The sequence below is a fragment of the Maricaulis sp. D1M11 genome, assembly GCF_047308265.1.
Lineage (GTDB): Bacteria > Pseudomonadota > Alphaproteobacteria > Caulobacterales > Maricaulaceae > Maricaulis.
This window is the reverse complement of sequence record NZ_JBKQWY010000002.1, coordinates 198545-224823: the sequence shown is the minus strand read 5'-3', so window position 1 is coordinate 224823 and position 26279 is coordinate 198545. Positions and strand designations below refer to the sequence as shown.

Below are 26279 nucleotides of genomic sequence, written 5' to 3'. Positions count from 1 at the left end.
ACATATGACCATGAATGACACCTCCCTCCCCGCCCGCCTGCCCGGACGAGCACTGCTGGACCTCACAGGACCTGAGGCGCGTGCCCTGTTGCAACGTGTGATCACCACAGATGTGGAGGGGCAGCCGGACACAGAAGCCCGGACCGGCGCACTCCTGACCCCGCAAGGCAAGATCATCGTCGATTTTCTCGTCTTTGTGCGCGGCGACACCGTTTGGCTGGATGTTCCTGAAAGTGAGGCCGATGCACTGCTTAAACGCCTCACCCTGTATCGCCTTAAGGCAGATGTGACATTATCGCGACGCGATGATCTTGTTTCTGTCTGGTCGCACAAATCCTTCAAGGGTGCCGTTGACGACCCCCGCCTGAATGGCGTTTATCGGGGCATAACAGAAATCTCCGAAGCGGGAGAGACTGCGGATCTGACCCCTGTCGAGCTCGAACAGGGTGTTCCGGTCTTCGGGCGGGATTATGCCGGATCCGCAGTATTTCCAACCGATGTGAACCTGGACGCCTATTCCGGGATCGGTTGGACGAAAGGCTGTTTCATCGGACAGGAAGTCGTCTCGCGCATGAAGCGTCGTGGCACGATTCGCAAACGCACCCTGGCTGTGACCTGTGAGGACCAGGCCCCGACGGCAGGCACACCGCTGACAGCAGACGGCGTTGCCGTGGGCGAGATTACCGCCTCCTCGGGATCCAGCGCCACGGCACTCATTCGCCTCGACAAGCTGGACAAGGTGGATGCGCCCTTGGTGGCCGGAGATTGCCGCGTCACCGTGCATCGCCGCGCCGAGCTGGAACCGGACGACGCTGCCCCGAAAATCCAATGACCTATCGCTGTGCCTGGGTGAACACGCCCGATCCGATCTATGCCGCCTATCACGACACCGAATGGGGTGTACCCGAATATGATGAGCGAGCGCTGTGGGAAAAACTCATGCTGGACGGCTTCCAGGCCGGCCTCGCCTGGATCACGATCCTGCGCAAACGTGAGACCTTGCGTGCGGCTTTCGACGAGTTCGAACCGGGCATGATCGCCCGGTATGACGACACCAAGATTGCCAGTCTGATGCAGGATCCTGGCATTATACGCTCGGAAACCAAGATCCGCGCCGCCATCACCAATGCACGCGCCTATCTGGAATTTAAGGAGACGGGCGGGAATTTCTCCGACTATCTTTGGGATTATGTAGATGGCTCGCCGGTCGTGAACCTGTTTGAAACCCAGGCCGAGATCCCCACACAGACCGATCTGTCGGTCGCGCTGTCGAAGGATCTCAAACGCCGAGGCTTCAAATTTGTCGGCCCTGTCATCGTTTACGCCTTCATGCAGGCGGTCGGGCTGGTGAATGATCACGAAGTCCGCTGTCCGCGCCACCGCGAGGTCCAAGCCCTCGTTCGTTAAAACTGGGGGAATGCATGACCAAGACCATCACTGTAAGCCTTGCCGGCCTGGCGCTTCTCGGACTGACCGGATGCGAAACCTGGTCTGCACCCACGGCCGAGGAAATGGGAATGGGCGATTGCGTCCCTGCTGGCCCGCATGATGTCGCCCCGCCTGGCAGCTGGATCTGTGAAGGCGAAGACACGCATGAACGGGTGCAGCCACGACATCGCGTGGAAGACTGAACACGCCCGGTTCTGCCCACAGCCAGACGATCCAAGACAAACGGCCGACGGATCACTCCGCCGGCCGTTGCCAGTCCTAAAGCCTGTCAGGCTTAGAAGCGCGTACCGAAACGCATACCGTAGTTGCGCGGAGCACCGGCGATGAAGGTCGGGATGCCAAAGGCGTCACCCGTGTTACCCGCATCGATGATGTATTCCTCGTCCAGCGTGTTCTCGACGTAGGCTTCGGCCCACCAGCTCTCATCACCGGCCGCGTCGAAGCGCACTTTCAGGTCAAGGAGACCATAGCTGTCCTGGAACTCGTCCTGAACGGCGTCGAAGCGGTCGTTGTCATTGTCGAAGAAGACTTCCGACTGCCAGGTATAGGTCGGTACGAAGGACAGCGTACCCAGGTCCATGATGTCGAATTCGGCCAGGAAGCCGAGAGAGACAGCATGCTCCGGAGACAGGCGGAAGGTGTTGCCTGCAAACTCCTGCTCATTGCCCTGGTCATCTTCGTCGTCGAACTCGGCGAAGTTATAGGCATAGGTGGCGAATAGCGCGTAGTTCTCGCTGAAACGATGATCCACCTGGGCTTCCAGACCGTATTGCGTGGCCTGACCGGCATTATCAGTGATGAAGACCGCGTTGTTCGGCTCGAAACGGCTCGTCTGGAAGTTCTCATAGAGAGAGTAGAACACGGAGGCCTGCACCGTGGTGTTCGGACCCGTCCAGAACAGACCGGTTTCAAAGCTGTCGACGATCTCCGCCGGCACTGTCACGAAGAAATCCGGGGCGCTGGAGTCGAAAGCGATGACGTCGGGGCGACGACCGCGAGCCGCAGAGGCCCAGACGTTCAGCGCGTCATTGACGTCATAATTGGCAGCCACGCGCCAGGTGAAGTCGTCGAACTCATACTCATCCGAAGTCACCTTGGCACCGTTCGGCGTGGCCGGCAGGAAGAGGGTCGGGCCAAACGTGACATTGTTCGGGCCGCCAACATTGAACGCCTGCACAGAGCTTTGCTTCTCTTCACGGGTCCAGCGCAGACCGGCGGTCAGCTCGAGACGATCCGTCGCCTGGAAAGTGATATCACCGAACAGGTCGATGGCGGTGGTTTCGGAGAAGTTGGTGGTCTCTTCCAGATAGGCCGGGTTCAGCGGAACGATCACACTGTTTGCCGCCAGTGCCGGCACGGAAATGCGCAGCGGGTTGAACGGATTGTCGAAACCGTCCGCGTTCGGGACACCCAGCTGCGTCAGCAGGGCTTCAACCTGTTCCACGGTCATGCCTGCACCACCGGCCACGACCGGGGCGAGGAAGGCTTGGGCGACAGCCTCGTCCGTCATCAGCGGAATGCGCTGACGACCGGCTTCGTTGAACCAGGACGCGCCGACAAAACCGCTGACACGGCCGCCATTGTCATAGCTCAGGCGCAGTTCTTCACTCCACTGATAACCAGCAGCGTCTTCAGCCACGGCCAGGAAGTTGAGGAAGGTGCCATCCGGATCAAAGATCTCGGTGCCTTCAAAACGACGCCAGGCCGAGATGGAGTTCAACGTGAATGCGTCATTGATCTCGTAATTGGCGATCGCCGTGACACCATAAACCTGACGGTTGATACCCAGCGGGGAGCCGTCTTCAAAATTACCAAACGTGTTCAGCGCGGCCGGTTCCCACGGCTCGAGCGAACCGCCGATCGGCGCAATCGCGTTGGATTTGAAGGACGTACCACCTTCCGGCGTGTCTTCCTGGAAATTGCCGATCACGTCGAGCGTGAAACGGTCATTCGGTTCGATGCGTGCTGCGGCGCGGTAGGCCGTCACGTCGACAGCGTTCATGGCGTCGCCGCCCAGAGCGTTCTCGACATAACCTTCGTTGGACCGGTGGGTCGCCGCGAAACGGACAGCTGCGATATCGCCAACCGGGATGTTCACGTGACCGCCCAGCTCGCGGGTTTCGAAATCACCGAAACCACCCCGAACGGAACCATTGAACTCGCCGAGCTCGGCCTTGTTCTGGATGATGTTGATGCCGCCGATCAGAGCGCCGCGACCAAACAGCGTGGCTTGCGGACCCTTGGCGACTTCGACACGCTCGATGTCGAACAGTTCGACATAGGCGCTGCGGGCGCGGGAGATGGACACACCGTCCTGGAACACGGCGACGCGGGCTTCACCGGCAGACGAACCGTCATCGGAGGTGATACCGCGAATGGCAAAACCCGGATTGTTCGGAGACTGTTCCTGGATTTCCAGACCCGGCACGAAATCGGACAGCTCGTCGAACTGTGTGATCGACAGCATGTTCAGGCGCTCGGTGTCATAAGCCGTGATGTTGATCGGAACATCAGCCAGGCTCTGCTCGCGCTTCTGGGTCGTCACGGTGATGACTTCCATGGAAGACGTGTCCTGGTCCTGGGCGAAGGCCGGTGCAGCCGGCATGGCGGCCAGCACGGCGGTCGCCGTCAGCAGGCGAAACTTGGTGGTCATAGGAAACTCCATATCCCGTTCGGCCCTCCCCCCAATTGGAGCGCCGTCGGAGCGGGGCCTAAGCCTGAATCATGACGCTTCAAAAACGCTTCCATGACGGAGTCATGACGCGGCGCAGCATTTGTGCAGCATGTGCCTCCAGGGCAACACACCTTACTTCTAAACTCTTGTTTCATAGCGATTAGTTCAAACGGGGACATTTTCAAGTCGCATGACATCCATACAGTATTGTCTCTTGGAACACCTCATTTTGCTGCGCAGCAAAATAAAACCAGATGTCTGCTTTTTGGGTGCCCCGCTGAGAAAAGCAGCATGGATGGTGACCATTGGGCCCGGCGGGACTATGGTCCGCGGACATTTCTGCATGACGCGTAAGGAGCGCCGCAATGGCAGCTGTGATCCGGTCCAGTGGTCTTTGGACCCCGGACGCCTCGATCTCGAATGACGAACTCGTCGCCTGTTTCAATGCCTATGTTGAGGCCTATAACGCCGAACATGCCGACGCCATCGAGCGCGGCACGGTGGAACCCAAGAACCCATCCTCTTCGGGCTTCATCGAGAAGGCCTCCGGCATCAAGGCCCGATACTGCATCGACAAGGCGGGTGTACTGGACATTTCGCGCATGCGCCCACGGGTCGAACCGCGTCCCAATGAGGCCCTGTCCCTGATGGCGGAAGCGGGTCTGGCGGCGGCCGGGCAGGCGCTCGACACTGCCGGACGGGACCCCCAGGACGTGGACGCCGTTATCTGCTCGGCCACATCCATGCAACGCACCTATCCGTGCATGGCGATCGAGATCCAGCAGGCGCTGGGTATTTCCGGTTTTGGTTATGACATGAGCGTCGCGTGTTCATCCGGCACGTTTGGCCTGATCAATGCGATCAACATGATCGAGACCGGCATGGCCCGCTCGGTTCTGGTCGTGGTACCCGAGATCACAACACCCCAGCTCAATTTCCGTGACCGTGACAGCCATTTCATCTTTGGTGATGTGTCCGTGGCGCTTCTGGTGGAAGCTGAAGACTATGCCGGTGACGGTGGCTGGCGCATTCTGGGCCGCACGATGAAGACCCAGTTCTCGAATAATATCCGGTCGAACTTTGGTTTCCTGAACGCGTCGGAAGACCCCGAACCTTCTTTCGAGGACCGTTATTTTGTCCAGGAAGGCCGCAAAGTGTTCAAAGAGGTCTGTCCGATGGTCGCCGAGCTGATCCTCGACCAGCTTTCCGGCATGAACCTCTCCAGCGCCGACATGAAACGACTCTGGCTGCACCAGGCGAATATCAACATGAACATGATGATCGCCCGCAAGGTCTTCGACCGTGAATTCGACGAAAGCGAAGCGCCGGTCATCCTGGACGAGTTTGCCAACACCGCCGGCGCCGGTTCCCTGGTGGCATTCCACCGGCACAATGACGGGTTTGACGCGGGCGACAAGGGGCTGATCTGTTCCTTCGGCGCGGGTTACTCCGTCGGCTCGGTTGTCATCGAAAAACGCCCCTAGGCCTTTGCCCCAATCCGGGGCCCGGCCTTGGGACGGGGCAACGTCCCGGTTTTTGATGATCTGAAAACCAGCGGCGCGCCCGGATCACTCCAGGCGCGCCAGCCAACCGCTCACAGCAATCCCCTCAACTGTGAACGAAACAGGGTGTGCGGTCCTAGTTGACCGACTCGCCGTGAAGGCTCGTATCGAGGCCTTGGGTTTCCTCTTCCTCGGTCACACGCAATTTCATGACCTTGGAAAGCGCAAACACGATCACAAACGTCATCACGCCACTGTAGAGCGCTGCGGCCAGTGCCCCCCAGGTCTGCGTCCAGACCTGAAGGATATTGCCCGTAATCAGGCCATTATCCGCCGCAAACACACCGGTCAGCACCGCACCGACGAGCCCGCCAACACCGTGCAGACCGAAAGCGTCGAGACTGTCATCCCATTTGCCCCAGCGCTTGAGGCCCGTGACGCCCCAATAGGCGGCCGCGGCCCCACCGGCCCCAATAATGAAGGCCGACCAGCTGGGAACGAGACCCGCCGCCGGGGTAATCGCAACAAGGCCGGCAATGGCCCCCGATGCCGCGCCCAGAACACTGGCCTGGCCGCGCGTGATCCATTCAATTCCCATCCAGACGAGAACCGCACTGGCTGCCGCAATCTGTGTTGTGACAAACGCATGCGCCGCCACGCCGTCGGCCGCCAAAGCGGATCCTCCATTGAAACCAAACCAGCCGACCCACAACAGTCCGGCCCCCACAACGGTGAGCACCAAATTGTCCGGCGGTGACATGGATTGAGGATAGCCTTTGCGCGGGCCGACGAACTTCGCAAGGATCAAACCGGCCACACCGGCATTGATGTGCACGACCGCCCCGCCGGCGAAATCATGGACACCGGCATCGGCCAGAAAGCCGCCGCCCCAGACCCAGTGACAGATCGGTGCATACACCAGGACCAGCCAGATCCCGGCAAAGATCAAAAAGGCCGAAAACCGGATACGTTCCACCACGGCACCGGCGATAATCGCGACGGTGATGATGGCAAACGTCATCTGGAACATGAAAAACAGGTTCTCCGGCAAACCTCCGGATTCGGTCTCCGGGGTCAGCCCCGCCAGACCTATGCGGTCGAAACCGCCGACAAAACTCTGTACCGGCCCACCATCGGAAAAGGCCAGTGAATACCCGATCAGAGCCCAGAGCACGGTCACGACCGCTGCTGCTCCTAGGCTTTGCATCATGGTTGAAAGAACATTCGAACGCCGCACCATGCCCGCATAAAACAGGGCCAGACCCGGCAGGGTCATCATCAGAACGAGTGCGGTCGAGGTAAGTATCCAGGCAATGCTACCGCTATCCATTGTCTTCTCCGCGACTGTGTGGAGCCAAGGACGCTAGGTGTGGAATTCGGGTGGAGTCGATTTGACGCGGTCCATCCAACGGCAAGACCACCCGTCTGCACGCGATTGAAGCAGCTCCGCCCCATCGTGTTGCAGCTGCGAATTCAAGCGTGTCGGAATCATTTGCTTGCGGTGCAGCACTTGCTAGGCTGGATCCAAGACAGGGGAGTGACTTGTGGTTAAAACCATTCTGCGCGCAACCGGCACCTATGTTCCGACACCGGAAATCTCGAATGCCGAGCTCGTTGCCAGTTTCAATGCCTATTCTGAACGGTTCAATGCACAGAACGCGGACGCTATCGCCGCCGGCACGCTTGAGGCCAAACCGCTGTCCAGTGCCGACTTCATCGAAAGCGCTTCCGGGATCAAGAACCGTCATGTCATCGAAAAGGATGGCATTCTCGACATCGATGAAATGGTGCCCCGGATTACGCCCCGCAGCTGGGATGAAACCAGTGTTCAGGCCGAGTTCGCGATGAAGGCCATTACGCCGGCCCTGGAGAAAGCCGGATACACCGGTGCCGATTTCGACGGGATCATCGTGGCCAGCTCCGCCCAACAGCGCAATTTCCCCGCCCTCGCAAGCGAGCTGCAAGGATTGATCGGCTGTGAAGGCTGGTCCTTCGATATGACCATGGCCTGCGCTTCGGCCCTCTATGGCCTCAACATCGCCCACACCATGATCCAGTCCGGCCAGGCCCGGCGCATTCTGGTCGTCTCACCGGAAATCATGACCTCCATCAATGTGCATTCGCGCCGTGAGGTTCATTTCATTTTTGGCGATGCAGCCTCAGCGATAATTGTCGAGGCGGGCGATGCCACCAGTTCGGGCTGGGAAATCTTGGGCACTCATACCAAGAACAAGTTCTCCAACGCGCTGCGCTCCGATTTCGGATTCATCAATCGTTCGGAATATGTTGCAGACCCCGATTATGAAGTCGGTCTGGATCAGGATGGGCACCGGGTCTTTAAGGATGTGGTCTCGTTTGCTCCGGTTGTTGCCGCCGAACTGATGTCCCGTCTGGATCTGGCACCGGCTGACATCCACCGCACCTGGCTGCACCAGGCCAATATCCGCATGGTGGACATGATCGCCAAACGCATTCTGGGCCGCGATCGCACGCCGGAGAATGCACCGGCCATTTTGCACGAATACGGCAACACCTCCTCGTCGAGCGTGGTGATGAATTTCGAGATGCATTCTGAAGACATGGCCCCGGGCGAAACCGGGGTGATGTGTGCCTTTGGCGCCGGTTATGGCGTGGGCGCGGCTGCCGTGAGGAAGATGTGATGAAACCTGCCCTGCCCCCCCTTCCAGCCCAGCCCCTATTGCTGTCGATGATCCTGGCACTGGGCCTGACGGCCTGCTCTGCGCAGACAGACGACACAGTGCCAGCGAGCGGATCATCCGCGTCAACGGATGCACCCCAAGCCACAGAGACGGACGGCAACTCAGACGATCCTGCGGAGACCGATGCGGATGCCGCCCCGGCTCCAATGGGCACTGATATCTATCTGTTCACGCTCTACTGGGAGGGGGGCACCCCGACTTTGGGAGCTGCGCTCGGACATATTGGTGAGGACGGGTATGATAATCAGCCCTTCTTCACGACTGATGGCGGTGTGCTCTACACCTCGGCGGGCGAGACCGGTAACACTGATATCTGGCGTCACGACCTCACCAGCGGTCAGCAGACACAATTGACCAACACACCGGACGCTAGCGAATACTCACCGAAAATACCACCGGCCGAAGCGGCTTTGTCCTATCTCTACCAACCGCCCGGTGGGTATGCCGGTAATGCCTATCTGGCGGATGCGGCCAACGCCAATCCGCGCGCGGCGCATCAGCTGGCCCCGGTGGGCTATTACGCCTTCTCCACCGACATGCGCCAGGTCGTGACCTTCTACCTGGGAGAACCCGGCACGGAAGGCCCCTTCACCCTGCAATTGATCGACCGGACCACGACGCCGGAAACGGTGACCGAAATCGCCGAAAATCCCGGACGGACGTTCTGGCGCAATCCCCGCGGGACCGGCGTCTATCATTCCCTTGCCGATAGCGAGGGGGAGCACATGATCCACTATCTCGATTTCGCCACGGCGGAAGACACAGCGCTGTTTGCCTTGCCGCCCGGCGTACAGGATTTTGTGGCCGCCGGTCTGCCCGATGACCGGACCGGTTTTTTCTCCACTCATTCCGACCAGCTGGTCTACTGGACCGGTGAAGACTGGACCCCCGTGGGCGATCTGTCCGGTCTGACCAATGTCACACGCCTGGCCCTTTCCCCGGACCTGTCACTCATCGCCATCGTGGCAGAGGACCAGATCGACTAACACTCACTCTGCCCGAGCCCACTAGCGACCCGACTCATCCGCGCGGGTTTGCGACACGTGCTCAAGATTGAGAGAGAGGGCTCTCAGGCCCTCGTCCAAGGCTCGGCGCTCGGCGTCACCCAGCCCTGCGAGCAGACGCGCTTCCTCCTCCAGATGCTCGACAACCAGCCTGTCAATGAGCGTGTGACCGGCTTCGGTGAGCTCCACCAGCATGGATCGGGCGTCATCGGGATCATCCACACGACGGATCCAGCCCTCACCGTCCAGCTTCTTCAGTCGATGTGTCATTGTGCCCGATGTCACCAACAGGCTGGAATAAAGCGCCGTGGGTGACAGACGATAGGGCGGACCATTCCGCTTGAGGGTCGCCAACACATCGAACATCCACATTGTGAGCCCGTGCCTGGCGTATCGGGCTTCCAGTTGACGCACGACCAAGACCTGGGTGCGCATTAATCGCCCCAGAGTCGCCATGTCCGACAACATCAGGCCGGGCGCGACAGCGCGCCATTGCTCCAGAATACCGTCAACAAAATCAGTCGCTTCCACATTCGGTTCGAAATTTCCGTCAGATTCCGTCATTTTTCACTTGTATCTTGAATTCAAGATACCCATGTTCGGGGTCAGATGTCTTGAATTGAAGATAAAGCCATGACCCTTGTTACTGCAAGCCCTGATCGCGTCGTTCGCCTCGTCATCCTGACCCTGCTGGCGGCGCTGGCCCCGATGATCTGGGGGTCGACCTATATCGTCACCACGGAGATTTTACCCGAGGGCCGTCCGCTCATGGCCGCAGCTCTGCGCACACTGCCGGCCGGCCTGCTTCTGCTGATCGGTTTTGGCGCCTGGCGCCTGCCCGTCAGCCTGTGGCGGATCCTGGTATTGTCTCTGATCAATATTTCCGGCTTCCAGGCCCTGTTATTCCTCGCCGCCTATCGTTTGCCCGGAGGCCAGGCCGCACTGCTGGGCGCCATCAGCCCGGTGCTGATCCTGGCGCTCAACTGGATGGCGGGGGCCGGTCGTCCGCGCTGGACCCAGATCGCCCTCGCCCTGTGCGGACTGGCGGGCATGGGCTTGCTGGTCTTCACACCCGGGCTGGGCTGGGACCCGATCGGTGTCATCGCAGCACTGGCAGGGACCAGCTTGTTTGCCATCGGCATTCTCCTGACCCGGTCCTGGGGCCGCAACGCGCCTCTCTTTGCCCTCACGGGCTGGCAGCTCACACTCGGCGGTGCCGTACTCCTGCCCGCCGCCCTGGCCTTTGAACCCGCTTTGCCGGCGCTGAGCCACCGGGAAATCGGCGGATATCTCTATCTCTGCCTGGCCGGAGGGCTGGCCGGATACGTGTTCTGGTTCACCGGCCTGACCCGTCTTCCCCCCGTCGCCATGGCTGCACTGGGCCTGTTGAGCCCGGTCACGGCGACCCTGCTCGGCTGGGCCCTGCTCGGCCAATCTCTCCCCCCGCTTGGACTGGTGGGCATGCTGATCATTCTGGTGAGCGTGTTCGCCCTACAGGTCCTGGCTTCGCCCCAGAAAGGACAGTCATCATGAACCTTCTGCTTGAAACGGCGTTGGAAACCCGGCGCTCCGTCAAAAACTTCAAACCCGACGAAACCCTCTCCCGTGCCACGCTAGACCGGCTGATGGACCTCACACGGCGCACGCCCACCGCCTATAATCTGCAAAACTGGCGTGCGATTGCCGTCACCTCACCGGAGGCCAAGGCCCGCCTGCGCGCTATGGCCTTCGACCAGTCGCAGATCGAGGAGGCCGCCGTCACCTTCATCATGGTGGGCAATACAGATGGCTACAGACAGATCGGCCAACGCCTCGAACCCTCGGTCTCCGCCGGAATCATGCCGCAAGGTGTCGCAAACGCCTGGGTCGACATGGTCAATGGCAGCCACGGAACCAATCCGATCCTGCGCCGCGATGAAGCCTTTCGCTCGGCCAGCCTGGCCGCGATGACCCTGATGTTTGCCGCCGAAACCCTGGGTCTTGGCTCAGGCGGCGTGTCCGGTTTTGAACCGGACCGGGTGCACGACGCCTTTGAACTGGCGGAGGGCGAGGTGCCGGTTGTGCTCGTCTGTATCGGTACGGCGATGACAAACAATTGGAGCCAGAAACCGCGCCTTCCCGTCTCGCAGATCTATTCCCAGCTCTGAGCCACTAGAGCCGGACCGTCTCGGTGATTTTATAGGTGAGGTCATCCCCATCCGCCTCGTGGATGGTGAGATAGTCACCCACTCGCATGGAGTGTTCACCGAGACGGTAGACCGGTTCGTCCGGCCCTTCCCGGTCCTCGTCATAATGGAAAAACCAGTGCGATCCGCGATGTGTCAGCCAGCCATCGGCAATCTCGTCCGGGTCGGGTGAGAACCGGTTCACGGTGCACGACGCCTTGTTGTCCCGCCAGAGTTCGAGATCCAGCATGCCCTCAAGATCCAGCGGTGCAACAATGACATAGCCGTGATTGTCATTCCCGTCGGGAAAGCCGGCCTCCGGATTGCGGCCCAAGCGCAGTGTGACGCGTGTCAGCGACATAACATCCTCCATAAATTAATTATGGTCATTAAGGCAATTTCACACCGACCGCGTCAATTCGCGTATCGATTCTGAGCCCGCGACGGATCCGCACACTGTGTGTTGTCGTTGATAACCCTGCCCATCACTGGCGTCCCCTGCACGGCTCTGCTATGCGCCGCCGCTGCGTCATTCAGCGTGGAGCGCCCGGTCGAGACGACTTGGAGCAAAGCGCCAGACAGGATAAGAGGACGTCATGGCATCCACGGCCCGAAAATCCGAACCCAAGGCACCCCGCGCCTGGCAGCGTATGATCTCCGGACGGCGTCTGGATCTACTCGACCCCTCTCCGTTTGATGTGGAGATTGAGGATATCGCGCACGGTCTGGCCCGGGTCGCGCGCTGGAATGGCCAGACCCGGGGGGATCATGCCTTCTCGGTCGCGGAACACTCCGTGATCGTTCTGCGCATTCTCGATCATCTCTATCCGGGTCTGGATCATCGCTGGCGTCTGGCCGGTCTGCTGCATGATGCACCCGAATACGTGATCGGCGACATGATCAGCCCGTTCAAGGCTGCTCTGGGTGTCGATTACCGGGTGTTCGAGGATCGGCTGGAAGCGGCTGTTCACTTGCGATACGGCCTGCCGCCGAAAATGAGCCAGGAGGTCAAACGCAAGATCAAGCGCGCTGACCGGATCTGTGCCTATTATGAAGCGACCCAGATTGCCGGTTTCACACACGACGAATCGGTGAAATTCTTTGGCCGTCCTCCGGCGGACCTGGATTTACGGATTGAACCCTTGCCGGTGACCCAGGCGCAGGCTCTGTTCCTGGAACAGTTTGAAACCGTGCTGGCTGAGGTGGAGTCGCGTTAATGGCCTTGACCGATCAGAGCCTGATTGTCGGACTGAATGCCGTCATCCTCGGGGCGGGCGAAGACTGTCCGCAGGTTCTGATCATTCCACCTGGCCCGGGCAGTGCCGCCGAAGATGCCCTGCCCTTCGGTCCGTTCGATCCGACCGAACACCGCACATTCGAGATCGGGCTGCGACGCTGGGTGTCGGAACAGGCGCGCTTCCAGCTGGGGTATGTGGAACAGCTCTACACATTCGGAGATCGGGGGCGCGAAGCCCCAGTGGCCGCCCTCACTGGCTCCGAGGATGCACGTATCATTTCAGTCGGATATCTGGCCCTGACACCGGACCGCGCCACCCCGCCGGAAGGCGGCGGCCAATGGCGTTCCTGGTATCGCTATTTCCCCTGGGAAGACTGGCGCGACGGCAAGCCCGCTCTCATTGAGGGCGACATCCTCCCTCGCCTGCGCGCCTGGGCCGATGAAGCCGCCATTCCGGGCCGCCGGGCCGGTCGCCATGACCGTATCAAACAGTGTTTCGGTGGTGAGACCGGCGTGTGGAATGAAGAACGTGTGCTCGACCGCTTCGAACTGCTCTACGAAGCCGAACTTGTGGCCGAAGCCCGTCGCGATGGACAGGCCGAAACCCACAATCCCGGCGAACCGCTGGGCGTGGCGATGGCCTCTGATCACCGCCGCATCCTGGCCACCGCCCTCTCCCGCCTGCGCGGCAAGATCAAGTATCGTCCCGTCGTGTTCGAGCTCATGCCCGATCGGTTCACACTCTCGGCGCTGCAAGCCGTTGTAGAAGGCATGACCGGGTTCAAACTACACAAGCAGAATTTCCGCCGCGCGCTTGATCGCACAGGATTTGTCGAAGGCACGGGACAGATGGAAAGCCAGACCGGCGGACGACCGGCGGAACTCTTTCGTTATCGCCGCGAAGTGTTGAGCGGAGGTCCGGCCCTGGGTCTGGCCACACCGCGCCTGCGCGAGACCTGACATGTCGACCCGGCCTCCGGGGAATGACGCGACTTCGCCGTCCAGCCCCCGCCCCTATGTCTATTCACCGCCGCCGCCCGGCCCTTTGCCCATACTGCATGCTGATGAGCATATCCTGGTGCTGGACAAGCCGTCCGGCCTGTTGACGGTCCCGGGCAATCGTCCCGACCGGAAGGACTGCCTGGAATCCAGAGCGCAACACGCCTTTCCCCAAGCCCGCATCGTGCATCGTCTGGATATGGACACGTCCGGGGTGATTGTGCTCGCCCTGACCGCCTCGGCACATCGCCATATCGGCCTGCAGTTTGAAAAACGCCAGACCGAAAAATCCTATCTGGCGCTGGCATCAGGACAGATTGCGCAAGACTGTGGCCGTATCGATCAGCCCATGATCACAGACTGGCCCAACCGGCCGAAACAACACATCAATCACGAGATCGGCCGGCAGGCGATCACGGACTGGACCGTACTGGAGCGCGCGCATGATCATACACGCGTACGCCTCCACCCGCTGACGGGGCGCAGTCATCAACTGCGCCTGCACCTGCAATGGCTCGGACATCCCATTCTGGGCGATAACCTTTATGCACCCGACCCGATTGTCGCGGCGCGCGAGCGATTATGCCTGCATGCGGAGCGCCTGGCCTTTCGCCATCCCGACGGAGGCGCTCCTGTGAGTTTTGAAAGCCCGGCGCCGTTCTAGACCAACGTCTCCGGTCGCCAGCCCCACGCCATAGAGACAATTTGCGGCCGCATCTTCAGGCTTGCGCAATCAAGCCCTGCTACCAAGGGTGAAACTCATGGAGACCACACGCATGATTTCGACCCTCGCCACCGCGACCCTTCTGACCCTGTCCGCGCCCCTTCAACCCGCCAATGCCCAGCCCCCGGTTATGCAGGCGGACGCTGAACCCAATGAAATTGTGAACCCGCAGATTACCGATGCCGTCACTGAAGCCGATGCTCCGGTCCTTGGAGATGCTGCGACAGAACCCGAAGAGGGCCTGACTCCGGCGTTTGAATCCGTCGAAACCTCCCCCCCTTACGCCCAGAACCAGCAAAATGTTCTCGCCCAGGCCGCGACGACACAGGGTGCGTTTTTGGAAAACTAAACTCGCTTCACACCACAGCAGAAGCATCAACGGGCTCACCTTCGCGTGAGCCCGAAGTCTTTTCCACTTGGGCGCTTGCGCTATGCTCACAGTGAGCATATATAGGTCGCAGACATAGGCTCACTTCGAGCATAAGGCGGTTCGACCGGACCGCCTGTTTTCAGCACCCAATAATGCTCATTTCGAGTACAAGTGGAGGGGACAATGGACGGCCAAACCTGGACGAAACCGGTCACGGATTCCAACGCAAAAAACGCTTACACCCTGCCCTATACGGATGAGGTCAAAGCCGCGACGGATCATCTTTATGAACGCGTGAAACACGTTGTGACTCCGGAAGAATGGCCCCAGAAGGCGCCGCTGATCCACGCCATCAACACGCTGAAAAAAGAGAAGAACGCCGTCATCCTGGCGCACAACTACATGACCGCGGACATCTTCCACACCGTCGGCGATCTGATGGGCGACAGCCTGGGGCTGGCGCGCATGGCGGCGGACAGCGACGCCGATGTGATCGTGCAGGCGGGTGTGCACTTCATGGCCGAGACCGCAAAGGTTCTGGCCCCGGAAAAGACCGTCCTGATCCCCGACACGGAAGCCGGGTGTTCCCTGGCCAGCTCCATCACGGGTGAAGATGTCCGTCGGATCAAGGCCGCTTATCCGGGCATCCCTGTCGCGACCTATGTGAATACCAGCGCGGATGTGAAAGCCGAGTGCGATATCTGCTGCACCAGCTCCAATGCGGTTCAGGTCGTGGAAAGCCTGGGCTCGGACACGGTCATTCTCTTGCCCGACCAGTATCTGGCCAAGAATGTGGCCGCCCAGACGGATGTGAAAATCCTCACCTGGGCCGGAAGCTGTGAAGTGCATGAGCAATTCACGCCGCAGGACATTCAGGACATGCGCGATGCCTATCCGGGCGTTGTGATCATCACCCACCCGGAAAGCCCGCTCGACGTTGTTCAGGCTGCTGATTTCGCCGGCTCCACGGCTGCCATGGCAGACTGGGCGCGCAAGAGCGGTGCGAAAACTGCGGTTTTGCTCACCGAATGCTCCATGAGCGACAATGTTGCTGTCGAGGTTCCAGAGATCAATTTCGTGCGGCCATGCAATCTGTGCCCTCACATGAAACGCATCACGCTGGAAAACATCTATGACTGCCTGCGTTTCGGCCAGCACGAGGTCGAGGTCGACGACACTATCATCGAAGGCGCCCGTCGCTCGGTTCAGGCCATGCTGGATCTTCCCAAGCCGGCGGTTCCCGCCAGCTTCGATCCGAAGGCCCAGGAAAAACCGGTCGATCTGGTCACCCTCTAACCCAGGAGGGTCACGATGACCCGCCCCGTTCTCATCATCGGAGCCGGCATTGCCGGCCTGTGGGCGGCGCTCAAATTGGCGCCGCGCGAGGTCGTGTTGCTTACCGGTGCGCCGCTGGGTGAAGGCGCCGCGTCTGGCTGGGCACAAGGAGGGGTGTCTGCTGCTCTGGCGGGTGATGACAGCCCGACCCTGCATGCGCGCGACACGATGATGGCCGGTGCCGGTCTGGTCGAGGCCGATGCGGCCCACGCCCTGGCTGAGGGCGCGGCGGCGGAAGTCCAGGCGCTGGCTGCGATCGGTGCGCCGTTCGAGCGCAGCGGGTCTGACTGGTCGCTCTCACGCGAAGCGGCCCATTCCGCACACCGTGTTGCCCGCGTGAAGGGTGATGGCGCCGGTGCGGCGATCATGAACACGCTGATCGAGGCCGTGCGAGCCGCAGAGCATATCGAGATCCGTGAAGGCTGGCGTGCTATGGCCCTGCTGGGCGATGAAACCGGTTGCCGCGGTGTGCTGGCACGCGATCCGCACGACCGCGATGTGCCTCTCGCCGCCCGCGCAACCGTGCTGGCCATGGGCGGAGCGGGCGGACTGTTTGGCCTGACGACCACCCCTTCCACCGCTCAGGGCCAGGCCATGTCCATGGCCAGTGCATTGGGGGCGGTAATCCAGGATCCGGAATTTGTGCAATTCCACCCCACCGCACTCAATGCCGATCTCGATCCGGCGCCGCTGTGTACGGAAGCCCTGCGCGGAGAAGGCGCACACCTGATTGATCGTCAGGGGCGGCGCTTCATGAAGACAGTGCATGAACTAGCAGAGCTGGCCCCGCGCGATGTCGTCGCACGGGCTGTTCATCGCCAGAACGCCCGCGGTCTGGGCGCCTTCCTGGATTGCCGTGAGGCCATAGGCGACGCATTTCCCGAGCGCTTTCCGGCCGTGTTTGCGGCCTGCCAACGTGCCGGACTGGATCCACGTGTCGACCCGATCCCGGTCGCACCGACGGCGCATTATCATATGGGCGGTGTGAAAACCGATATTGACGGGCGCACGACGGTGAAGGGGCTGTGGGCCGTAGGTGAATGTGCGTCCAGTGGATTGCATGGCGCCAATCGCCTGGCGTCCAACTCCCTGGCCGAGGGGCTGGTCGCTGCGGCCCGATGTGCAACGGCCTTGGGCATGACCCCGCCGGACAGCCTCAGCCCGCCTGCCGATCCGGTTGAACCGGCGCCCGATCTGCCCCCCCACGTCCTGCAGCGTCTGCGTCAGGCGATGAGCCGGATGGCCGGTGTCGAACGCAATGCGAGCGGGCTGGCCGAATTGCTGGACCTCATCCGCCAGTGGCGTCATCGCCATGGCGATGCCCATGCGCTTCTCGCGGCACAATTCATTGTTCAGGCCGCCCTTGAACGAGAGGAAAGCCGGGGCGGACACTTCCGGACGGACTTTCCGGACACCGCCCACACGGCACAACATAGCGCTCTGACGCTGTTTGATTTGCTTTCACCCATTTCAGGGCTGGAAGTGGACGCCGCAATGACTTATGTCGCGCGACGTTTGCCTGCGGAATAGGAGTACCCCATGACTGTTTCCCCCTTGCCGCGCTATCTCGTGACCGAGATGGTGACCCGGGCGCTGGCCGAAGATCAGGGTGGCCGCGGTGATATCACTGCCATTGCCTGCATCCCCGCACGCACGAACACGAAATTCTACATCCGCTCCCGCGGGACCGGCGTGGTGTGCGGCATGGAACCGGCTGCGGAAGCCTTCTGGCAGATGGATCCCGACGCCAGTTTCAGCGAACAGGTCAGGGATGGAGACCGGATTGAACCGGGCGATATCCTGGCCACAGTACATGGCAATGCCCGTGCCCTTTTGAGCGCAGAACGCATCGCGTTGAATTTCCTCGGTCGCATGAGCGGTGTCGCCAGCTTCACCCGGCAGTATGTGGACGCTGTCGCAGGCACCGGCGTGAAGATCGCCCACACGCGCAAGACAACACCGGGTCTGCGCCCCTTCGAGTTACAGGCTGTGGAAGCGGGCGGCGGCTCGCGTCATCGTTATGGTCTCGACGATGCCATTTTGATCAAGGACAATCATGTCGCGGTGTGCGGTGGTGTCGACGCGGCGGTCAGTGCTGCGCGCACCTATGCTGGACACATGACGCGTGTGGCGGTGGAAGTCGACCGGCTCGACCAATTGCCTGAAGCCATCGATGCGGGCGCAGAGAGTGTTTTGCTCGACAATTTCAGTTTGGAAGACCTGCGCAAAGCGGTCGCGGCCGCGCGCGGCCGGGTCATTCTTGAAGCGTCCGGCGGGGTCACTCTCGACACGGTTCGCCCGATCGCAGAGACCGGTGTTGACGTCATCTCGATTGGCGCACTCACCCATTCCGCGCCGAATTTCGACATTGGTCTCGACGACGCCTAGAACGCCTTGCGGTATAACTCACCGCGCACAATCAGGATGATCAGGACGCCGGCCGCTATCAGCATGGCGATAAGGCCGATCGCACCTGATGTTTTAAACATGTCGTAACCGGCATTGGCGGACAATATCCAGTCGACGGCATAGGCAAAAAACGCAGCGCCCTGGAAATGAAGCGCCCAGCGGGATTGTCTCAGCATGGCAATCGACGCCCCCCACATGAACACCATGCTGATCGCAAACACAGCCTGCTGTCCCCAGCTTACGCTCTCCACGAACTGAACATAGTCCTGCGGGAGCCGGGCTGAGCGGGATGGATCAAGCCGAACGCTCACATCGCGCAAGAGCCACAGGACCCCACGGCTGGATCCAAAAACATAAAGCGCCAGGAGCCCCCAATAGAGCACACCATTAACGGTCAGAAGCTTTGGTCGGCGAAGTGTCATATCGTAAGAGCGAGTCCCCAAACCCGCCTCTTACGGTAGTCAAACACTACTCATTGTCTAGACATATTCGCTGGTCTTCAGGCATCAAGGTCCAGGGACGAGAATAGGCCATCGAGACTTCGAGCTGCCTGGACAATATCAGTGGGAATCGTGTTGGGCTCATCCGCAGTGCCCGCACAGAATTGTTCCGCAAGGCTGTCATACCAGATGATGTTGGCGCCTTCCTGGGCGATCACCCAGAAACCGATACCGTGTATCTGGGCATCCTCACCAAACCAGACTTCGGGCTCAATCCGGATCGTGTTCCAAAGGGCAAACTGGTCCGGGTTCAGCGTGCCTTCGGCCACCAGGACCAGACCGCGAATCTGAGCCTCTGTGACCAACGCCATGATCAGGCCTTCTCGGCCTCCGACACGCCCAGCACCTCAGCGACAGCACCTTTTTGAGCGATTTCCTCGGGTGTCAGTCCGCAGATCTCGTGTGGAAAAACCAGCCACTCATCGCACTCATGCACATAGAAGTCCGGTGTCAGCTCGGTCGCATTGCGTGTGGGCTTGTAATAGACCGTCGCAATACGGGCATCGACGGGGAAATTGCGTCGGCATTTGGCTTTCAATACACGCAAAATCGCTTCGACCGATCGACCACTATCGAACACGTCATCCACGATCAGCAGCCGATCATCAGCATTGAGCGTGTCGACCAGATACCCTTCGCCGAACACACGAACCTCGCGTGATTGCTGGTCAATCCCTGTATAGGACGAGGTCCTCAGAGCGATATGATCGGTCTTGAGCCCCTTGTATTCTAGAAATTCCTGAACGGCGATGCCAACCGGCGCGCCGCCTCGCCAGACACCGACAATATGTGTCGGCCCGAACCCGCTCTCGAGGATGCTGGCCCCCAGTCGGAAACTGTCCGCCAGAAGCTGATTGGCGCAGATATAGGTCTTCTCAATGCTCATGTCGAACCATTGCGTGATTGCCCCCCCGCCTCAAGGAGTTGATTGCGGAATTTTGGTGGATACTCTGCACCTCGACAGCCAACAGAGCTTGAGGGGGAGATTTTGCGTCGCGATCCGTCAATCCCGACCGGAGAGATCCGGTCGATCTATCTCGATAGTCCACGCCTGGAATCCAACATGCTGGGCGACCCCACGCGTCGCCGCGTCGATCTCTACATCCCGCACGGGCATGACGGGGCGGGCCTGCCACTGCTGGTCGATCTGGTGGGCTATACCTCCGGTGGCCCCAAACACACCAACTGGCTCAATTTCGGAGAGAATGTCCCCGAACGCGCCGACCGCCTTATCGCCTCCGGCGAAATGCCGCCCGTTGTCATCGCGTTTCCGGACTGTTTCACCCGGCTGGGCGGCAATCAATACATCAATTCGCGTGCCATGGGGGATTGGGCCGACTGGCTGACCCAGGACATGCTACCCGCCATCGAGACGCAGTTCGGGTGCGGCGGCGCGGGCCGACGCGGCGTGTTTGGCAAGAGTTCGGGTGGGTATGGCGCCCTCGTGCACGGCATGTTGTATGCGAACACCTGGTCCGCCATCGCCAGCCATTCCGGTGATGTCGGGTTTGATCTGATGCTGGCCACCGATTTCGCCCATACCCTTCGACGGCTCGACAAGCACGGCGGGTCGGTTGAACGCTTTATCGCTGCGTTCGAAGCCGCCGACACAGTGCGGGGCGATGACCTTCACGCTTTGATGATCCTGGGTCTGGCGGCGACCTATGATCCCGATCCGGACAGCTATCTGGGCATTCGCCTGCCGGTCACGATGGATACATGTGAACGCATCGAGGCACGTTGGGACCAGTGGTTGGCCTGGGACCCGCTCAACCTGATCGAATCCCATGCGGAGGCCGTCAAATCCCTCAAATGCGTGTATATCGATTGCGGCGACGCTGATCAGTACAACCTGCTCTACGGCGCGCGCCGCCTGACCCGTCGTCTCTCTGCGATGGGTATCACCCATGTCTACGAGGAGTTCGCGGGCACTCACTCCTCGGTCGATTTCCGCATGGATGTAAGCCTGCCCTTGCTGGCCAGGGCCTTGAGTGCCTAGCCCTTGCGGAAGATCAGACGCTGCAATCCCGTTGCGATGCCCGCGATGATCAGGCGGGCCAGGATGGTGAAGAACAGAAGCAGGATCTGATCATCCGCGATCAGCAAGCGGAGGATATTGTTCCAGCGGAACGGCAGACCGGTGTTTTCGAGACCGTTTTCGACCCAGCCGGCACCCGACAGGAGACCATCCAGCATTTCGGGGGCGACGACGCCCAGCCCGACCAGCATGAGAATGCCCAGGATGAACGCAAAGAACAGTGAGGTGGTCATCGAGCCGATACTGGACACCAACCCCACCACACCGCGCTTGCGCACGGAACTGGAGACCGGTGCCAGAACAAAGGCGAGAAGGATGCGGGCAATGATCGTGAAGATCAGAATAACAATCGCTTCCGACGCAGCGAAAATGCCGACCCAGACATTGTAACGACTGGGCAGACCGGTTGAGGTGACCCCGCGCTCGATCAGATCCGCCCCGTCCTGCACCCAGTGCAGCCAGAGCGGCGCATAGACGCCCAGCAAAAGCAGCATGGCCAGGGCCATGATCATGGACGCTGTCACAGTTGCGCCAGAGCGCGCCATCATACCAAACATTGAAACCCCTCCCGGGATTGCCGCCGCCAGGGTAAAACACCTGCGTGACAGACAATCATGGCCAAAACCGGCCCCTCGCCCGGCTCACCGCAAACTAGAGGCTCGCACGGCAAGGGTCTTCCCACTTCGCCTGACAGGCGAAAACCGCAATCATCTTCCGGCACGACGGATGAATACGCGCTGACTGCCCGGTCCTACCACGCCCGAATCGGGATGAGTTCAATCCGGACGATACGGTCATCATCCGACCAGCCCCCGGTTTGCCACACATCACCGGCCACCAGATCCGGGTTCCACGGCCCGCAGTTTGTTGACGGTCCCTGCCGGGTGTTCACTGTAATGCAAAGCTGGCCGTCATACCTCCAGCGCCCGGCCACGCCACGGCTGTCTGCATACCCGCCATCTGCAGAAAAAAGCGCATCGAATTGAGTGTCTTCGACATGCACACGAACGATATGACCAAAGGCATTGTCCATCCCCCTCGGCTGTTCACGCGGACTGGCCAGGTCTGTCGGGGCGGCCGGGTCTGACGGGAAAACTGGCTGTATCGGCATGCTCGCAGGGGGCGTGCCTGTCCTGGTGACGGGCCGGGCGTCAGCTGGACCGGTCAGGCTCATGTTCGCGATCAGCACCAGAGTGATGCCCAAAATCACGGTAAGAGCCAAGGACGCGTCGATACGGTTCGACGGTTCGCGGGTATTGCGTACACGAGCACACAGCACGACCACACCTCCCTCTGGCATGACAGATCACGGAGCGATCCCCCCCGATCTGTCTGCTTCCAGACAGGTTGAGTGTATCAAGTCTGGCGACGCGCCCAGACTCAAAAACCTCGAAATATGGCTAGAAAAGGCGATTATGCCTCGCTGGGATCAGCGACGTCCGCACTCGGCACCTGGACGATCTCCACCCAGTATTCACCTATGGAATTGACCACCCGCATCAGTCGATCCAGCGAGATCGGTTTCACGATGTAGGAGGAGGCTCCCAGACCATAGGAGGACAGGATGTCGTCCTCGCTCTTGGACGTGGTGAGTACCACGATCGGAATGTGACGCAGGTCCGGATCAGACTTGATCTCTTCCAACGCCTCACGCCCGTCTTTCAACGGCATATTGAGATCGAGCAGGATCACACCGGGATAGGGCTCTCCAGACCGTCCGGCATAATCACCCTGGCGCTTGAGATAGTCGATCAACTGCTCGCCATTCTCCAGAAACTCGATCGGATTGCGCAGGCGCACTTCCTCACAGGCTTCCTTAAACAGCAGCCGGTCATCAGGGTCGTCATCCACCATCAAGATGGTGAAAAGCCGGTTTTCAGAGCTCATCTATGTCTTCCTCACCGTGTCTGTCTTGTTTTTCTCCGGACGATCCGGATTTGTCTAGCCCAGATTTGCCTGTCGGATCGGCAAAACCAGTGTGAATACGGCTCCGGCCCCGGGCTCCCCCCAGGCCGTGAGACTGCCGGCATGGCGTTCGGCGATCTTGCGACAGGTCGCCAGGCCCACACCGGTGCCCTCATACTCGTCACGTCCATGCAGACGTTCAAACATGCCAAAGATACGCTCGCCATGCTTCGGATCGAAACCAATTCCATTATCGGCCACTGCGATCCGGGCGACGGCGCCACTCTCTCCCACTTCGATCGATCCATCAATGGACACGGAAGGTTTCACGCCCGTGCGATGGAATTTGAGCGCATTGGAGACCAGATTCAGGAAAAGTTGCTGCATCTGGGTCGGATCGGCCTCGATCGCCGGCAAACCTTCAATCCGCACTGTCGCCCCCAAGGACTGGATCCGCGGCTCCAGATCGGACAAAACCTCGCTGACCACTGTATTCAGATCAACGGGCAGGAATGCCGTGCTCTTGGTATTGACCCGCGAATAGCTCAGAAGATCATCAATCAGCTGACGCATGCGGGTCGCGGAATTGACCATGCGGTCGATATAAAGCTCGCCCGACTCATCCAGCTCGCCCGCATACTTGTTGGAGAGCCGCTGACCGAAAGTCTGAATCTTGCGCAAGGGCTCCTGAAGATCGTGCGAGGCGGCGTAGGCAAACTCCTGCAATTCTGCGTTCGAACGCTTCAATTCCTGGGCGTAGCGACGCAAGGCGAGTTCGTCGCGCAAGCGCTGGGACACGTCCCGGAAAGTGATCACGGCGCCGGATTTGGGATCGTCCGCATCCACGCGGGACATGGACACCTCGACGGGGAAAGACTGACCCGACTTGGTCCAGTAATACTCCATCCGGCCTTCCACACTGGCCACACGGCCGCCGTGCAGATCACACTCTTCCTGCGGGAAGAGGGATCCATCGGACCGGGAGTGGTGGATCAGGCTATGCACCGAGCGCCCGATGACCTCTTCCTCGCTGAACCCGGTCATCTGGCAGGCCTGGCGATTGATAAACGTGCATCGTCCTTCACCATCCACACCATAAATGCCTTCCGCGGCGGTCATCAAAATACGCCGCAGGTTCTGCTGGGTGTCTTCAATGGCCCGAGCACGCTGCTGGATGATGGTACGGTGTGCGTTGAACAAGACCGTGAGCAGGATGAAAGCCAGCGCCACCGCCACGGCAAAAACCCTGAGAACCGCGCGTGCCTTGTTGGCGCCGGAAAAGGCCTCGGCAAGATCCATTTCGGTGATCACACCAAACTGTCGGTGCTCGATCCAGGCCCACACCCCGATCACCGGAACACCCCGATAGTCCCGATAACCGACCAGGTTCTCGCCGCGTTCACCGATCGTCGCCGAGCGAGCGGCCTCCGTCAGCGGCAAGCTGACAAGATCGGGCAAGGTGCGCGTCGGACTATCAAGCTGAAAGCCCGGATCGCGAGCAGCTAGTGTCAGCGCCGAGCTCTGGCCCGCACGCAGGAGGCCCCAATCCGTCAGTTGGTCGTTGAAACGCGATTCCGAAAGGAGACGCCCACCCCGGTCGATGGCGTAGGTCTCGCCCGACAAGCCGGTCCGCGCACCCTGGAAAATCGCATTTGCCTCGGCTTGAGGATCGATCTCGAAAACCAGAAACCCGGCTGCTGGCTCATCATCCAAGGCAATCGGAGCAACCACAAACATCAGGGTATCTGGGGTTTCGATCGCGGCACTCTGGCCAATACCCACCTCGCCGGCACGTACGGGCAGGGTCAGATGCGCCCCCTCACCCATCAGGTGATCCCGGTCGAGCAAGTCGAGAATCGGAATCGGAAGGCCAATCAGTTCAGTTCGGGTACTGGCCAGAACGGTGCCATTCGGCGCTAGGACGAAATAACCACCATACCCCCTCTGCCCCAGCCATTCGCCCAATTCCATGCGCAAATCGGCCTGGGCCTTGGCATCGGCGAGTTCAGCCCGTGTGGAGGCCTCCAATAGATTGATCAAACTCTCATGAATCTGGTCATCATCCGACCAGATCGCGACATCGACTTCTTTTTGACGGGCCCAGGCCTCGAAACGCTGGATGGCGCTGCCCATCACTGTTTCCAGCGTGTCACGCACCGATTCACGCGCAGTGCGTCGCAATTCGCGTTCACCAAACGAAACCGAGATAAAAATCAGGATGATACACAATAGCGCTGCGAGCGCCGGAGCGGCTTGCCCCAGCCACCCCATCGCCGTGTCCAGCGCTTCCGGTCGCGCCGTTCCCCCGCGTTCCGGCGTGTCTGTGTCAGCCTGGTCCAAAATGGCAGCTCTTTTGTCGTCCCGAATCGATTTCCCCCAGACTGTGGGCGAAAACAGTTACAGCAAAGAAAATCCTGACTGATTTTGCAACTCATCTCGCAATACCACCTGTCGGCTTTCCGGCGAAATTGCGACATTTGCAGTCAGCCCGCGTTCAGCGCGGCTCTGCGAGAGTGTGATTGTGCGCCCGGTGGTGTGCCGGCCCGGCAATCGACAACCCTCGCAAAGCGCGGGGTCGACACACCACCACTTCACGCTTACACCCGGCCCGGCGCGTGAAACCCGTCCAGTCCTTGCGGGGCGTCTAATCTGTCCAATACGGTGAGACTGGTTTTTGCCCGAGCGCTTCGGCGATCCGGGCCCGGGTTGCCGATGTGGCCTCCTCAGGCAGATCCTCCGGGTCAAACCATTCGAGCGCATCGATCTCCCCGCGAAAATCCGGTTCACAGGGGGTCCAGCCACGCGCCCGATACACCACGACATGATCCCCGCGAAAGGCCTTGTGGTTGGAATAGATTCCCAAAAACTCCGGCGGCTCGGTGAGATCCACCCCGGCCTCCTCGCGCAATTCCCGAACCAGTGACGTCGCGACCGGCTCGCCCCGCTCGACCCCGCCACCAGGCAGATACCAGCCGGGCATATAGGTATGGCGCACCAGAACCACGCGGCCCTGTTCATCCTGGACAAAACCGCGCACCCCCAGTGTCATGCCGCGCGATACGCGCCACCATGTCCGGAAAACAGGGGTCAGAACCGGTTCAAATGCCAAGCGCCAATTCATATGAAGCCTCCTCCTAGCCAGAGGGCATTGTTCACGCTATCTGTGCCCAATCAGTTATCGACCGGGCGTGAATGGCACGACCGGCCTCAGTTCGGGATGTGATACCATGGCTGCGCTTATTGCTCTG

The 26279-nt window shown here is 60.3% G+C and carries 28 protein-coding genes; 16 read left to right on the top strand and 12 right to left on the bottom strand.

Annotation, left to right across the window (positions count from 1 at the left end; genetic code table 11):
• Window positions 1-4 precede the first annotated feature (4 nt).
• Genes RMQ97_RS05240 through RMQ97_RS05230 form a run of 3 tightly spaced genes read left to right on the top strand, consistent with a single transcriptional unit; the run spans window position 5 to window position 1631 of the window.
• On the top strand, window positions 5-832 hold the full coding sequence (locus tag RMQ97_RS05240; protein ID WP_413659802.1) for a YgfZ/GcvT domain-containing protein: 828 nt from the start codon (window positions 5-7) through the stop codon (window positions 830-832).
• A complete protein-coding gene (locus RMQ97_RS05235) occupies window positions 829-1407 on the top strand; it encodes a DNA-3-methyladenine glycosylase I (RefSeq protein WP_413659801.1) in 579 nt (192 codons plus the stop codon). The genes RMQ97_RS05240 and RMQ97_RS05235 overlap by 4 nt, the downstream gene beginning before the upstream one ends.
• Before the next feature lie 14 nt (window positions 1408-1421).
• On the top strand, window positions 1422-1631 hold the full coding sequence (locus RMQ97_RS05230) for a hypothetical protein (protein WP_413659800.1): 210 nt from the start codon (window positions 1422-1424) through the stop codon (window positions 1629-1631).
• A 92-nt stretch (window positions 1632-1723) separates the two neighbouring features.
• Here RMQ97_RS05230 and RMQ97_RS05225 read toward each other — a convergent pair whose 3' ends face one another.
• Window positions 1724-4102 carry a TonB-dependent receptor gene (locus tag RMQ97_RS05225; protein WP_413659799.1) on the bottom strand — a complete coding sequence of 793 codons (2379 nt, stop codon included), beginning with the start codon at window positions 4100-4102 and terminating at the stop codon, window positions 1724-1726.
• 386 nt (window positions 4103-4488) lie between these two features.
• On the opposite strand from RMQ97_RS05225, the gene RMQ97_RS05220 reads away from it, so the two are divergent.
• A complete protein-coding gene (locus RMQ97_RS05220; RefSeq protein WP_413659798.1) occupies window positions 4489-5607 on the top strand; it encodes a beta-ketoacyl-ACP synthase III in 1119 nt (372 codons plus the stop codon).
• Between the two features lie 154 nt (window positions 5608-5761).
• Here RMQ97_RS05220 and RMQ97_RS05215 read toward each other — a convergent pair whose 3' ends face one another.
• The gene (locus RMQ97_RS05215; RefSeq protein ID WP_413659797.1) at window positions 5762-6955 is read right to left on the bottom strand and encodes an ammonium transporter; all 1194 of its coding nucleotides are present in this window, start codon (window positions 6953-6955) and stop codon (window positions 5762-5764) included.
• Window positions 6956-7169: 214 nt separating this feature from the next.
• On the opposite strand from RMQ97_RS05215, the gene RMQ97_RS05210 reads away from it, so the two are divergent.
• Both RMQ97_RS05210 and RMQ97_RS05205 read left to right on the top strand, forming a co-directional pair.
• Window positions 7170-8285, top strand: a complete 1116-nt coding sequence (locus tag RMQ97_RS05210; protein ID WP_413659796.1) for a beta-ketoacyl-ACP synthase III — start codon at window positions 7170-7172, stop codon at window positions 8283-8285.
• Complete coding sequence (locus RMQ97_RS05205) at window positions 8285-9331, top strand: hypothetical protein (protein WP_413659795.1); 1047 nt, start codon at window positions 8285-8287, stop codon at window positions 9329-9331. The genes RMQ97_RS05210 and RMQ97_RS05205 overlap by 1 nt, the downstream gene beginning before the upstream one ends.
• Window positions 9332-9352: 21 nt before the next feature.
• Here RMQ97_RS05205 and RMQ97_RS05200 read toward each other — a convergent pair whose 3' ends face one another.
• The gene (locus RMQ97_RS05200; protein WP_413659794.1) at window positions 9353-9913 is read right to left on the bottom strand and encodes a MarR family winged helix-turn-helix transcriptional regulator; all 561 of its coding nucleotides are present in this window, start codon (window positions 9911-9913) and stop codon (window positions 9353-9355) included.
• Window positions 9914-9982: 69 nt separating this feature from the next.
• Between RMQ97_RS05200 and RMQ97_RS05195 the strand changes: the two genes are divergently transcribed.
• Window positions 9983-10882, top strand: coding sequence for an EamA family transporter (locus tag RMQ97_RS05195; protein ID WP_413659793.1), 900 nt, complete (start codon window positions 9983-9985; stop codon window positions 10880-10882).
• Window positions 10879-11496, top strand: coding sequence for a nitroreductase family protein (locus tag RMQ97_RS05190; RefSeq protein WP_413659792.1), 618 nt, complete (start codon window positions 10879-10881; stop codon window positions 11494-11496). The genes RMQ97_RS05195 and RMQ97_RS05190 overlap by 4 nt, the downstream gene beginning before the upstream one ends.
• A gap of 4 nt (window positions 11497-11500) precedes the next feature.
• Here the strand turns inward: RMQ97_RS05190 and RMQ97_RS05185 are convergent, their stop codons facing one another.
• Window positions 11501-11875, bottom strand: coding sequence for a hypothetical protein (locus RMQ97_RS05185; RefSeq protein ID WP_413659791.1), 375 nt, complete (start codon window positions 11873-11875; stop codon window positions 11501-11503).
• A gap of 235 nt (window positions 11876-12110) precedes the next feature.
• On the opposite strand from RMQ97_RS05185, the gene RMQ97_RS05180 reads away from it, so the two are divergent.
• The 7 genes from RMQ97_RS05180 (at window position 12111) to nadC (ending at window position 18567) form a co-directional block, all read left to right on the top strand.
• Window positions 12111-12731, top strand: a complete 621-nt coding sequence (locus RMQ97_RS05180) for an HD domain-containing protein (RefSeq protein WP_413659790.1) — start codon at window positions 12111-12113, stop codon at window positions 12729-12731.
• Window positions 12731-13711 (top strand): NUDIX hydrolase, encoded by a 981-nt coding sequence (locus RMQ97_RS05175; protein ID WP_413659789.1) that lies wholly within the window; start codon window positions 12731-12733, stop codon window positions 13709-13711. Before RMQ97_RS05180 ends, RMQ97_RS05175 begins: the two co-directional genes overlap by 1 nt.
• Before the next feature lies 1 nt (window position 13712).
• The gene (locus tag RMQ97_RS05170; RefSeq protein ID WP_413659788.1) at window positions 13713-14414 is read left to right on the top strand and encodes an RluA family pseudouridine synthase; all 702 of its coding nucleotides are present in this window, start codon (window positions 13713-13715) and stop codon (window positions 14412-14414) included.
• A 97-nt stretch (window positions 14415-14511) separates the two neighbouring features.
• Complete coding sequence (locus RMQ97_RS05165; protein ID WP_413659787.1) at window positions 14512-14823, top strand: hypothetical protein; 312 nt, start codon at window positions 14512-14514, stop codon at window positions 14821-14823.
• 204 nt (window positions 14824-15027) lie between these two features.
• Window positions 15028-16140: a quinolinate synthase NadA gene (nadA, locus tag RMQ97_RS05160; RefSeq protein WP_413659786.1), complete on the top strand. Its 1113-nt coding sequence runs from the start codon at window positions 15028-15030 to the stop codon at window positions 16138-16140.
• A 15-nt stretch (window positions 16141-16155) separates the two neighbouring features.
• The gene (locus RMQ97_RS05155) at window positions 16156-17709 is read left to right on the top strand and encodes an L-aspartate oxidase (protein ID WP_413659785.1); all 1554 of its coding nucleotides are present in this window, start codon (window positions 16156-16158) and stop codon (window positions 17707-17709) included.
• A 9-nt stretch (window positions 17710-17718) separates the two neighbouring features.
• Complete coding sequence (gene nadC, locus RMQ97_RS05150) at window positions 17719-18567, top strand: carboxylating nicotinate-nucleotide diphosphorylase (RefSeq protein ID WP_413659784.1); 849 nt, start codon at window positions 17719-17721, stop codon at window positions 18565-18567.
• On the opposite strand, the gene RMQ97_RS05145 is transcribed toward nadC, so the two are convergent.
• The 3 genes from RMQ97_RS05145 to RMQ97_RS05135 form a co-directional block, all read right to left on the bottom strand.
• Window positions 18564-19010 (bottom strand): hypothetical protein, encoded by a 447-nt coding sequence (locus RMQ97_RS05145; protein ID WP_413659783.1) that lies wholly within the window; start codon window positions 19008-19010, stop codon window positions 18564-18566. The genes nadC and RMQ97_RS05145 overlap by 4 nt on opposite strands.
• Before the next feature lie 77 nt (window positions 19011-19087).
• On the bottom strand, window positions 19088-19399 hold the full coding sequence (locus RMQ97_RS05140; RefSeq protein WP_413659782.1) for a hypothetical protein: 312 nt from the start codon (window positions 19397-19399) through the stop codon (window positions 19088-19090).
• Between the two features lie 2 nt (window positions 19400-19401).
• Window positions 19402-19974, bottom strand: coding sequence for a phosphoribosyltransferase (locus tag RMQ97_RS05135; RefSeq protein ID WP_413659781.1), 573 nt, complete (start codon window positions 19972-19974; stop codon window positions 19402-19404).
• Between the two features lie 102 nt (window positions 19975-20076).
• Here RMQ97_RS05135 and RMQ97_RS05130 point away from each other — a divergent pair, with 102 nt between their 5' ends.
• Entirely contained in the window at window positions 20077-21087 is a 1011-nt protein-coding gene (locus tag RMQ97_RS05130) for an alpha/beta hydrolase (protein ID WP_413659780.1), read from the top strand.
• Here the strand turns inward: RMQ97_RS05130 and RMQ97_RS05125 are convergent.
• The 5 genes from RMQ97_RS05125 to RMQ97_RS05105 all read right to left on the bottom strand — a co-directional run bounded on the left by RMQ97_RS05125 (window position 21084) and on the right by RMQ97_RS05105 (window position 26152).
• Window positions 21084-21683, bottom strand: coding sequence for a hypothetical protein (locus RMQ97_RS05125; RefSeq protein WP_413659779.1), 600 nt, complete (start codon window positions 21681-21683; stop codon window positions 21084-21086). The genes RMQ97_RS05130 and RMQ97_RS05125 overlap by 4 nt on opposite strands.
• 194 nt (window positions 21684-21877) lie before the next feature.
• Window positions 21878-22426, bottom strand: a complete 549-nt coding sequence (locus RMQ97_RS05120; RefSeq protein ID WP_413659778.1) for a hypothetical protein — start codon at window positions 22424-22426, stop codon at window positions 21878-21880.
• A gap of 113 nt (window positions 22427-22539) precedes the next feature.
• Window positions 22540-23013, bottom strand: a complete 474-nt coding sequence (locus RMQ97_RS05115) for a response regulator (RefSeq protein ID WP_413659777.1) — start codon at window positions 23011-23013, stop codon at window positions 22540-22542.
• Between the two features lie 54 nt (window positions 23014-23067).
• Window positions 23068-25371, bottom strand: a complete 2304-nt coding sequence (locus RMQ97_RS05110; RefSeq protein ID WP_413659776.1) for an ATP-binding protein — start codon at window positions 25369-25371, stop codon at window positions 23068-23070.
• 304 nt (window positions 25372-25675) lie between these two features.
• Window positions 25676-26152: an NUDIX domain-containing protein gene (locus RMQ97_RS05105; protein ID WP_413659775.1), complete on the bottom strand. Its 477-nt coding sequence runs from the start codon at window positions 26150-26152 to the stop codon at window positions 25676-25678.
• Between the last annotated feature and the right edge of the window lie 127 nt (window positions 26153-26279).

Coding starts and splice junctions, on each gene's coding strand:
- RMQ97_RS05240 (WP_413659802.1), top strand. CDS start 5: ATGACCATGAATGACACCTCCCTCCCCGCCCGCCTGCCCGGACGAGCA.
- RMQ97_RS05235 (WP_413659801.1), top strand. CDS start 829: ATGACCTATCGCTGTGCCTGGGTGAACACGCCCGATCCGATCTATGCC.
- RMQ97_RS05230 (WP_413659800.1), top strand. CDS start 1,422: ATGACCAAGACCATCACTGTAAGCCTTGCCGGCCTGGCGCTTCTCGGA.
- RMQ97_RS05225 (WP_413659799.1), bottom strand. CDS start 4,102: ATGACCACCAAGTTTCGCCTGCTGACGGCGACCGCCGTGCTGGCCGCC.
- RMQ97_RS05220 (WP_413659798.1), top strand. CDS start 4,489: ATGGCAGCTGTGATCCGGTCCAGTGGTCTTTGGACCCCGGACGCCTCG.
- RMQ97_RS05215 (WP_413659797.1), bottom strand. CDS start 6,955: ATGGATAGCGGTAGCATTGCCTGGATACTTACCTCGACCGCACTCGTT.
- RMQ97_RS05205 (WP_413659795.1), top strand. CDS start 8,285: ATGAAACCTGCCCTGCCCCCCCTTCCAGCCCAGCCCCTATTGCTGTCG.
- RMQ97_RS05200 (WP_413659794.1), bottom strand. CDS start 9,913: ATGACGGAATCTGACGGAAATTTCGAACCGAATGTGGAAGCGACTGAT.
- RMQ97_RS05195 (WP_413659793.1), top strand. CDS start 9,983: ATGACCCTTGTTACTGCAAGCCCTGATCGCGTCGTTCGCCTCGTCATC.
- RMQ97_RS05190 (WP_413659792.1), top strand. CDS start 10,879: ATGAACCTTCTGCTTGAAACGGCGTTGGAAACCCGGCGCTCCGTCAAA.
- RMQ97_RS05185 (WP_413659791.1), bottom strand. CDS start 11,875: ATGTCGCTGACACGCGTCACACTGCGCTTGGGCCGCAATCCGGAGGCC.
- RMQ97_RS05180 (WP_413659790.1), top strand. CDS start 12,111: ATGGCATCCACGGCCCGAAAATCCGAACCCAAGGCACCCCGCGCCTGG.
- RMQ97_RS05175 (WP_413659789.1), top strand. CDS start 12,731: ATGGCCTTGACCGATCAGAGCCTGATTGTCGGACTGAATGCCGTCATC.
- RMQ97_RS05170 (WP_413659788.1), top strand. CDS start 13,713: ATGTCGACCCGGCCTCCGGGGAATGACGCGACTTCGCCGTCCAGCCCC.
- RMQ97_RS05165 (WP_413659787.1), top strand. CDS start 14,512: ATGGAGACCACACGCATGATTTCGACCCTCGCCACCGCGACCCTTCTG.
- nadA (WP_413659786.1), top strand. CDS start 15,028: ATGGACGGCCAAACCTGGACGAAACCGGTCACGGATTCCAACGCAAAA.
- RMQ97_RS05155 (WP_413659785.1), top strand. CDS start 16,156: ATGACCCGCCCCGTTCTCATCATCGGAGCCGGCATTGCCGGCCTGTGG.
- nadC (WP_413659784.1), top strand. CDS start 17,719: ATGACTGTTTCCCCCTTGCCGCGCTATCTCGTGACCGAGATGGTGACC.
- RMQ97_RS05145 (WP_413659783.1), bottom strand. CDS start 19,010: ATGACACTTCGCCGACCAAAGCTTCTGACCGTTAATGGTGTGCTCTAT.
- RMQ97_RS05140 (WP_413659782.1), bottom strand. CDS start 19,399: ATGGCGTTGGTCACAGAGGCTCAGATTCGCGGTCTGGTCCTGGTGGCC.
- RMQ97_RS05135 (WP_413659781.1), bottom strand. CDS start 19,974: ATGAGCATTGAGAAGACCTATATCTGCGCCAATCAGCTTCTGGCGGAC.
- RMQ97_RS05125 (WP_413659779.1), bottom strand. CDS start 21,683: ATGTTTGGTATGATGGCGCGCTCTGGCGCAACTGTGACAGCGTCCATG.
- RMQ97_RS05120 (WP_413659778.1), bottom strand. CDS start 22,426: ATGCCAGAGGGAGGTGTGGTCGTGCTGTGTGCTCGTGTACGCAATACC.
- RMQ97_RS05115 (WP_413659777.1), bottom strand. CDS start 23,013: ATGAGCTCTGAAAACCGGCTTTTCACCATCTTGATGGTGGATGACGAC.
- RMQ97_RS05105 (WP_413659775.1), bottom strand. CDS start 26,152: ATGAATTGGCGCTTGGCATTTGAACCGGTTCTGACCCCTGTTTTCCGG.